7 protein-coding genes are annotated in these 8605 nt (G+C 72.0%); 3 read left to right on the top strand and 4 right to left on the bottom strand.

Annotated features, from left to right (window positions below; genetic code table 11):
- Positions 1-204: 204 nt before the first annotated feature.
- From DQW06_RS18425 to DQW06_RS18435, 3 genes are all read right to left on the bottom strand, one after another.
- Positions 205-840 carry an MBL fold metallo-hydrolase gene (locus DQW06_RS18425; protein WP_013154940.1) on the bottom strand — a complete coding sequence of 212 codons (636 nt, stop codon included), beginning with the start codon at positions 838-840 and terminating at the stop codon, positions 205-207.
- 102 nt (positions 841-942) lie between these two features.
- Positions 943-1926, bottom strand: coding sequence for an adenylate/guanylate cyclase domain-containing protein (locus tag DQW06_RS18430; RefSeq protein WP_019611367.1), 984 nt, complete (start codon positions 1924-1926; stop codon positions 943-945).
- Positions 1927-2191: 265 nt separating this feature from the next.
- Positions 2192-3052 carry a biotin--[acetyl-CoA-carboxylase] ligase gene (locus tag DQW06_RS18435; RefSeq protein ID WP_013154942.1) on the bottom strand — a complete coding sequence of 287 codons (861 nt, stop codon included), beginning with the start codon at positions 3050-3052 and terminating at the stop codon, positions 2192-2194.
- Positions 3053-3235: 183 nt separating this feature from the next.
- On the opposite strand from DQW06_RS18435, the gene DQW06_RS18440 reads away from it, so the two are divergent.
- Positions 3236-3790: a Uma2 family endonuclease gene (locus tag DQW06_RS18440; RefSeq protein WP_117198992.1), complete on the top strand. Its 555-nt coding sequence runs from the start codon at positions 3236-3238 to the stop codon at positions 3788-3790.
- Positions 3791-3870: 80 nt separating this feature from the next.
- On the opposite strand, the gene DQW06_RS18445 is transcribed toward DQW06_RS18440, so the two are convergent.
- Complete coding sequence (locus DQW06_RS18445; protein ID WP_255418247.1) at positions 3871-6516, bottom strand: phosphoenolpyruvate carboxylase; 2646 nt, start codon at positions 6514-6516, stop codon at positions 3871-3873.
- Between the two features lie 311 nt (positions 6517-6827).
- Between DQW06_RS18445 and DQW06_RS18450 the strand changes: the two genes are divergently transcribed.
- Positions 6828-8438 (top strand): acyl-CoA carboxylase subunit beta, encoded by a 1611-nt coding sequence (locus tag DQW06_RS18450; protein WP_013154945.1) that lies wholly within the window; start codon positions 6828-6830, stop codon positions 8436-8438.
- Positions 8435-8605, top strand: a 171-nt coding sequence (locus DQW06_RS18455; RefSeq protein WP_157983483.1) for an acyl-CoA carboxylase subunit epsilon, incomplete at its 3' end; no start/stop codon positions are given. The genes DQW06_RS18450 and DQW06_RS18455, both read left to right, overlap by 4 nt.

Here is an 8605-nt window from a genome sequence, read left to right on the forward strand (position 1 = left end):
CGAGGAGAACCGCGGGGGCGAGACGGGTGGGGTTCATGGTGCTCCGATCCAGGATGTGCAATCCGAGCGTAGAGGACCGGTTCGGAAGGGGCTGACCGGCCCTGCTGTCCCGAAAGGCCCCGACACGGCGGATGCCGGAGCGGGCCCCGGACGGCCCGGCGGATCAGCCCGCCCGGCGCCGGTCGGCGCCGAGCAGTACCCGGCTCAGAACCCCCGGGACGCCCAGGCGTCGAGGTTCTCGGCGGCCTCGGCCACGGTGGTGGACTCCCCGTGGCCGGGGTGGACGACCGTGTCCCGCGGCAGGCCCGCGAGGTGCTCGCGGATCGAGGCGATGATCGTCGGGAAGTCCGAGAACGGCTGCCCGGTGGCACCGGGGCCGCCCGGGAAGAGGGTGTCGCCGGTGAAGACCGCCCCGAGCGCGGGCGCGTACAGGCACACCCCTCCAGGCGTGTGGCCCGGGGTGTGCAGGACGTCCAGCTCCACTCCCCCCACCACCAGCGTCTCGCCGTGCAGCAGCGGGGCGTCCGGCTCCCGGTGCGGGTGCACGCGGTACCACAGTTCGGCGTCGTCGGGGTGCAGCAGGATCGGGCAGTCGGCCAGGTCGGCCAGCGCGACGGCCGCGTTGACGTGGTCGTTGTGCCCGTGGGTGGCCACGATGGCCATGAGTTCGCGGTCTCCCAGACCCCGGGCGATCGCCTCGTGGTCGTGGGCGGCGTCGATGACGATGGCGCTGTCGTCGTCTCCGACGATCCAGACGTTGTTCTCGACGTCGAAACCGCCGCCCTCGAGGCTGAAGACACCCGAGGTACGCAGACGATGGACGGGGGAGGGATCGGTCACCGGCTCACCACCTGGCCTCTCGCGGTCGGGTGCGACGCCTTCGAGCCTATCCCGTCGGGCCCGGGCGCACACGGTGGTCGGGCGGGGAGGGACGGGGGGTTCTCAGCCCGCGGGCTCGAAGTTGCGGCGCAGGGCGTAGGGCTGGATGAGGCCGAGTCCGTGCGCGTGCCGGGCGCGCACCTGTACCACCTGGAGTCCCTCCTCCTCGGCCAGGCTCTCGGCGAGGCTCTCGTCGATGAGGACGGTGCCGGGTCTGGCGAAGGAGGTCAGGCGGCTGGAGCGGTTGACGGTCGTGCCGAACACGTCGCCGTGCAGGGTCAGCACCGGCCCGGCGGCCAGGCCCACCCGGACGTCGGGCACCTCCACGTGGGTCTTGACGCCCGAGGCCAGGCGCAGCGCGATGTCGGCGGCCTCGGCCGGGGAGTCGGCCACGTAGAGGATCTCGTCGCCCAGGGTCTTGACGACACGGCCGCCGCCGGAGGCCACGATGTCGGCGGCGGTGGCCTCGAAGCCCTCGACCACCCCGGCCAGCTCGACCTCGTCGAGTTCGCGGCTCAGCGTGGTGAAGGAGACCAGGTCCGCGAACCCGACGACCAGCGGGTAGTAGTTGGGCACGGCGTCGTTGTCGGACATCACCGCGAGGGTGCGGGCCGAGGAGGCGGCGAGCTGTCTGCGCCAGATGTGCAGCAGGAGCCGCTCCACGTCGGGCAGCAGCTCCTTGACCCGGTTCATCAGCGGGCTGACCGAGTCCTCGCCCTCCTGGTAGATGAGGGTGCTCAGTATGCTGGTCTGCCAGTCGGCCAGGCGGGCCATGGTCTGGCCCATCGCACGGGCGAAGCGGACCACGCCCTCCTCGTCCAGGACGCCCTCCTGGACGAGGGAGTTGGCGATGCGCAGCGACTCGACGTCGCTCTCGGCGAAGGTGACCGTGTCGTCGCCCTGGTTGGGAAAGCCCAGGGCGCGCCAGATGCGCCCGGCCAGCTCGTTGTCGGCGCCGGCGAGCTCGATCGCCTGCTCCCTGGTGTAGACCGCTTCACCGCCGAGCAGGGCGGACTCGATCGCTTTCGGGTCGGGACGCGACGGCATACGTTCTCTTTCACGGGCCATCCCCGCCGGGGCGGGGAACAGTCACTTCGGCACCGGCCAACAACGCGGCACGGGGTTCCACTCCAGCTTACGCCCGCGGTTCTCCCCCTGACAGGGTGCCTGCCGACAGGCCCGCGCGGCCGCGGTCGGCGGCGGCCGCACCCGGTGATGATCGCACACGGAAGGGCCGCCGCGGGAGTGCCCGAAGTCCCCTGTGGACGGCGGCGAAGGGCCCGGGGCGGGGGTCGGGCACCGGGGGCGGTCGTCAGGAACCGGGGCGCACGTGGACGACGTCGCCCGCGCTCAGGGCCCGCTCCCCGCCGGGTCCGCGCACCAGCAGCTGGGCGTCGGCGTCCACACCGGTGGCAGCGCCCTCCAGCACCCGGTCCCCGGGCAGGTGGACCCGCACGCGGCGCCCGATGGTGACGCACGCGTCCCGGTAGGCCGCGGCCAGCCCGCTGGCCTCGGCGTCGCCTCCGGCGGCGGTCCACACCGTGTACAGCTCCTCGAACCCACCCAGGACGGCGGCGAGCAGGACGCCCCGGTCCAGGGCGTCCGACCCCTCCCCGCGCAGGGAGACGGCGGTGTCCACGGGGAGTTCGGCGCGTTCCTGGGACACGTTGAGGCCCATCCCCACGACCACGCCGGGGTGGCCGGAGGAGAAGTCGGCCTCGGAGAGGATGCCCGCGAGCTTGCCGTCGGCCGTCGCGGGCTCCGAGCGCAGGTGCGCGGGGACGATGACGTCGTTGGGCCACTTGAGCGCGGCCTTGACCCCCGTCACCCGGTGCACGGCGCCGACCGCGGCCACGCCCATGAGCGCGGGCAGCCAGCCCAGGCGGGTGACGGGCACCGCGGGCCGGACCAGGAGGGAGAAGGTGAGGGCGGCGCGCGGCGGGGTGGAGAAGCCGCGGCCGAGGCGTCCGCGCCCGGCGGTCTGGTGCTCGGTGACCAGCACGCTGCCGTGCGGGGCGCCCTCCACGGCGCGCGCGGTCAGCTCGGTGTTGGTGGAGGCGGCCTCGGGGAGCACCTCGACCCGGTGCCACATGCCGCCCGGTCGGGCGAGGGCGGCGTCGAGGGCCGCCCCGTCGAGCGGGGGTCGCGGGAAGGGGTCGTGTGCGCTGGCCATGCCCCCATTACAGCAGCGCCGCAACCCTGTCCGGAAACCCCTGTGCGGCAAAGGGCCGCCCGTTAAGCTGAAACCAGCACTTTGATGGTCGTGCGTTGCTACGTTCAGCTACTGGAGGTGACGCGACAGATGAGTATCGCGGAAACTGAGACGGCTCCCGGAACACCGTCTCACTGGGAGCTCATGTTGCGCACCTGGAAGGAGTTGGACCTGCCCGACGGGTGGCGGGCCGAGATCATCGAAGGCGGGCTCTTTCTTGTGGCACCCCCAACACGCGAACACGCCCACATCGTCTCCCTGATCCAAAGGGAGATGTATCGCGAGTTCCTGCGGGATGGAAGCGACCTCGCGGACGCGAGCCTCCATCAGACTCTTGATGTGCGCGTCCCCATGAGGACCGGCGTCTACATCCCCGACCTCGTGATCCTGCCCTACTCGGCCATGGAGTACGACCCCGACAGCATGATGTCCGACGCCCTACTGGTGGTCGAGGTGACGTCGAGGAGCACTGCGGACAAGGACCGCAAGCCCAAGCTCTGGGGTTACGCGCACGCCGGTATCCCCCTGTACCTGCTGGTGGACCGCTGGGACCCGCAGACCGGCGGGGGCGAGGTCACCCTCTACTCCGATCCGGAGAACGGCAGGTACACCAGCTCCACGAAGGTCCCCTTCGGCAAGGAGATCCACCTCCCCGAGCCGTTCGACCTCACCATCGACACCAGCGCTTTCCCCGAGTAACGGGCTCGGGCACGCGCGAGGGCGCCCCGCGGCCCCCTCCCGGGTGCGGGGCGCCCTCGCGTGTACGGGCCGACCAGCGGTCAGCCGGTGTTCTGGAGTCCGGCCGCCACGCCGTTGACCGAGAGCAGCAGCAGCCGCTCCAGGTGCTGCTGGTCCTCCTCAGACAGGGAGTCGGCCTCCTCGCCCCGCAGCGCCTCCAGGGCGCGCAGCTGGAGGTGCGAGAGCGCGTCCACGTACGGGTTGCGCAGGTCCACCGCGCGGGAGAGCACCGCCCGGTTCTCCAGCAGGCGGCTGTGCCCGGTCACCTTGAGCACCAGGTCGCGGGTGCGGTCGTACTCGGCGAGCACCCGCTCGGTCAGCTCCGGCCGCCCGCCCAGCGCCAGGTAGCGCTGGGCGATGTCGCGGTCGGTCTTGGCCAGGCTCATCTCCGCGTTGTCCAGCAGGGACGAGAACATGGGCCACTCGCGGTAGGCCGCCTGGAGCACGCCCAGGTCCTCCACCGCGGCCAGGCCCGTGCCCAGGCCGAACCAGCCCGGCAGGTTGACCCGGGTCTGGGTCCAGGCGAACACCCACGGGATGGCCCGCAGGTCGCCGAGCCCGCGCGCGGCGCCGCGCCGCGAGGGGCGCGAGCCCAGCCGCAGCTCGCCCAGCTCCTCCAGGGGGCTGACCCGGGAGAACCACACCGCGAAGTCCTCGGTGTTGATCAGCTCCAGGTAGGCCTCCTGGGCGGCGCGGGCGATGGTGTCGGCGTGGGCGCGGTACCGGCGCTCGGCGGAGCGCTCGCGCTCCTGGACGGCGTCGGTGGAGGCCATCAGCACCGCGTGGCCGACCTGCTCGATGTGGCGGCGGGCGATCGCGGGCTGGCCGTAGCGGGCGAAGATGACCTCGCCCTGCTCGGTGACCTTGAACCGTCCGCCGACCGAGCCGGGCGCCTGGGCGAGCAGGGCGCGGCTGGCCGGGCCCCCGCCGCGGCCGAGCGAGCCGCCGCGGCCGTGGAACAGGGTCAGGCGCACGTCGTGCTCTTCCGCCCACGCGGCCAGGCGGGCCTGGGCGTCGTAGAGGCGCAGGGTGGCGCTGACCGGCCCGACGTCCTTGGCGGAGTCGCTGTAGCCGAGCATGACCTCGATCCTGCGGCCGGTCTCGTCCAGGCGCTTGTTGACCTGGGGCAGCTTGAGCATGCCGTCGAGCACGTGCGGCGAGGCGTCCAGGTCGGCGCCGGTCTCGAACAGCGGGACGACGTCCAGGACGGGCACGCGTCCGGCGGGCAGCGCGTGGGCGGCCAGCTCGTACACGGCCGCGATGTCCTCGGCCGAGCGGGTGAAGCTGACGACGTAGCGGCGGCAGGCCTCCACGCCGAAGCGCTCCTGGATCCAGGCGATCACCCGGATCGTGGCGAGGACCTCCTCGGTGCGCTCGGAGAGCTCCCCGCCCTCGCGCAGTTCGGCGAGCGCGACGGCGTGCACCTCGCTGTGCTGGCGGATCTCCAGTTCGGCGAGGTGGAAGCCGAAGGTCTGCGCCTGCCAGACCAGGTGCTGGAGCTCGCCGTAGGCCTGGCGGACCGCGCCCGCCTCGGCCAGGGACTCCTGCACGGTGCGCAGGTCGGCCAGGAAGGCGTCGGCGTCGGGGTAGGCCAGGTCGGCGTCGCGCTCGCGCGTGGCGCGCAGCCGGGCGGCGGCCAGCAGCAGGAGCTGGCGGTGCGGTTCGTTGGGCGAGCGCGCCCCGATCTCCGCCGTCAGCTCGGGCTGTCCCGCCTTGGCCGAGGCGAGCGCGTCGAGCAGCGCCGGGCTGGCGGGGGTGAGGTTGGAGTAGGCGGTGAGGGTGCGGGCCACCTTGGTGCAGGAGGCCTCCAGGCCGCGCAGCACGTGCTCGGACTGGATGAGCACGGCCTCCCGGGTGATGTCGGAGGTGACGTAGGGGTTGCCGTCGCGGTCGCCGCCGATCCAGCTGCCGTAGCGCACGAAGGGCGTGGCGCGGGGCGGGCGCACGCCGGTGCCCTCGGGGTCGATGGCGGCGTCCAGGCTCCGGTAGACCTGCGGGATGACGGAGAAGATGGTCTCGTCGAACGCGGCGAGGGCGGTGCGCACCTCGTCGAGCGGGTTGAGCCTGGTGTAGCGCAGCTGGGAGGTGCGCCAGAGCAGGTCGATCTCCTCCAGCAGGCGCCGGTGCGCCTCGGCCGCGGCGCTGCTGCCCTCGTGGGAGGCGTGCCAGGCCTCCAGCTGGGCGCTGACGCGCAGGATGGAGGTGGACACGGCGCGGCGGCGCGCCTCGGTGGGGTGGGCGGTGACCACGGGGTGGAACTCCATGCCCGCGATCAGCTCGTCGAGGCGTTCCTCACCGCCCTCGCCCTCGCGGATGGCGCGGACGGCCGCCGCGAGGGACTCGCGGGGCGGGTTGGCGGCGTCGTCGCGCTCGCGCAGGGCCCGCATCCGCTGGTGTTCCTCGGCCAGGTTGGCCAGGTGGAAGTAGACGGTGAAGGCGCGGGCCACCTGCTTGGCGCGCTCCAGCGGCCAGGCGGCGACGATCGCGGTGATCTCCTCCCCCGTGACCGACCCGTCGCGGGCGCCGATGACCGCCCTCCTGAGCTTCTCGACATCGGCGAGCAGATCCTCGCCGCCGCTTTCGGCGAGGACCGTTCCGAGCATCTCGCCGAGCAGTTTGACGTCATTCCTGAGCTGCTCGGGAACTTCCTGCCGTGCACTGTCGCGTTCCGCGCTTACCGCTGTCATGGTCACCGACCCTACAGAGATCGCACCCGCCGCCAGGTGCGCGGGGGCGTATTTTCGATGTTTTGCCCGGGCGTTAACCATTGTTGCTCACAAGAAAGGAGAGCACATTTCCTCACGCGTTTTCGGTGATACCGCGTTCCTCGCCGCGGACTCCGCGTGTACGTTCCGTGCGCTTTGTGTGCTTCTCGTGCACGCTCCGGATCCGGGCTCCGGCGACGGGCCTGGTCGGGGGCCCGCCGCCGCGTACCTACTGGCCGGTAACCCGGGCTGGGTTCTCGTGTGACGACCCCTCGCGGTTAACCTGCGTAGTTATGGCCACCGAAGCCCCTGAACCGCTGTCCGCGGACGAGATCGACATCCACACGACCGCGGGCAAGCTCGCCGACCTGCAACGACGCCGGTACGAGGCCGTACACGCAGGGTCTGCTCGAGCCGTTGAGAAACAGCACGCCAAAGGCAAGATGACCGCCCGCGAGCGGATCGACGCACTGCTCGATCCCGGCTCGTTCGTGGAGTTCGACGCCCTGGCCCGACACCGCTCCACCAGCTTCGGCCTGGAGAGCAACCGCCCCTACGGTGACGGCGTCGTCACCGGCCACGGAACGGTCGACGGACGTCCCGTGGCGGTGTTCAGCCAGGACGTCACCGTCTTCGGCGGATCGCTGGGCGAGGTCTACGGCGAGAAGATCGTCAAGGTCCTCGACCACGCCCTCACCAACGGGTGCCCCGTCGTGGGCATCAACGAGGGCGGCGGCGCGCGCATCCAGGAGGGTGTGGTCGCGCTCGGCCTGTACGCCGAGATCTTCAAGCGCAACACCCACGCCTCGGGCGTCATCCCGCAGATCTCCCTGATCATGGGCGCGGCCGCGGGCGGCCACGTCTACTCCCCCGCCCTCACCGACTTCGTCGTGATGGTGGACGAGACCTCGCAGATGTTCATCACCGGCCCCGACGTCATCAAGACCGTCACCGGCGAGGACGTCTCCATGGAGGAGCTGGGCGGCGCCCGCACCCACAACACCAGGTCGGGTGTGGCGCACTACATGGGCGCCGACGAGCAGGACGCTATCGAGTACGTGAAGACGCTGCTCTCGCACCTGCCCGACAACAACCTGGAGGAGGCGCCGCAGCTGCCCCCCGAGGACGCCCCGGGCGACGAGGCCACCGACGCCGACCTGGCCCTGGACGCGTTCATCCCGGACTCGGCCAACCAGCCCTACGACATGCGCACGGTGGTCGAGGCCGTCCTGGACGACGGCGACTTCCTGGAGGTCCACGCCCAGTTCGCCACGAACATGGTGGTGGGCTTCGGCCGCGTGGACGGCCAGTCCGTCGGCATCGTCGCCAACCAGCCCCTGAGCCTGGCGGGCTGCCTGGACATCGACGCCTCCGAGAAGGCCGCGCGCTTCGTGCGCACCTGCGACGCCTTCAACGTGCCGGTGCTGACCTTCGTGGACGTGCCCGGGTTCCTGCCCGGCACCGACCAGGAGTGGGACGGCATCATCCGCCGCGGCGCCAAGCTGCTGTACGCCTACGCCGAGGCCACGGTGCCCCTGATCACCGTCATCACGCGCAAGGCCTTCGGCGGCGCCTACGACGTCATGGGCTCCAAGCACCTGGGCGCCGACGTCAACCTGGCCTGGCCCACGGCGCAGATCGCGGTCATGGGCGCCCAGGGCGCGGTGAACATCCTGCACCGGCGCACGCTGGCCGCCGCCGACGACGTCGAGGCCGAGCGCACGCGGCTGGTCGGCGAGTACGAGGACACCCTCCTCAACCCCTACTCCGCGGCGGAGCGGGGCTACGTGGACGGGGTCATCATGCCCTCCGAGACCCGCGTCCGGATCGCCAAGTCCCTCAAGGCGCTGCGCAACAAGCGCAAGCAGCTGCCGCCCAAGAAGCACGGGAACATCCCGCTGTGAGCGCGCCGAAGAACCCGCCGCACCTGGCCGTGGTCCGCGGCGAGCCCACCGCCGAGGAGCTCGCGGCCCTGACCGCCGTGCTCAGCGCCCGCGCCCGGGCCGCCGAGGAGCCCGCCCCCGAACGCCCGTCCGGGTGGCGGGACCGCTCGCGCCTGATGCGCGGCGCC

It is taken from the genome of Nocardiopsis sp. TNDT3 (assembly GCF_003427465.1).
Classification (GTDB): domain Bacteria; phylum Actinomycetota; class Actinomycetes; order Streptosporangiales; family Streptosporangiaceae; genus Nocardiopsis; species Nocardiopsis dassonvillei.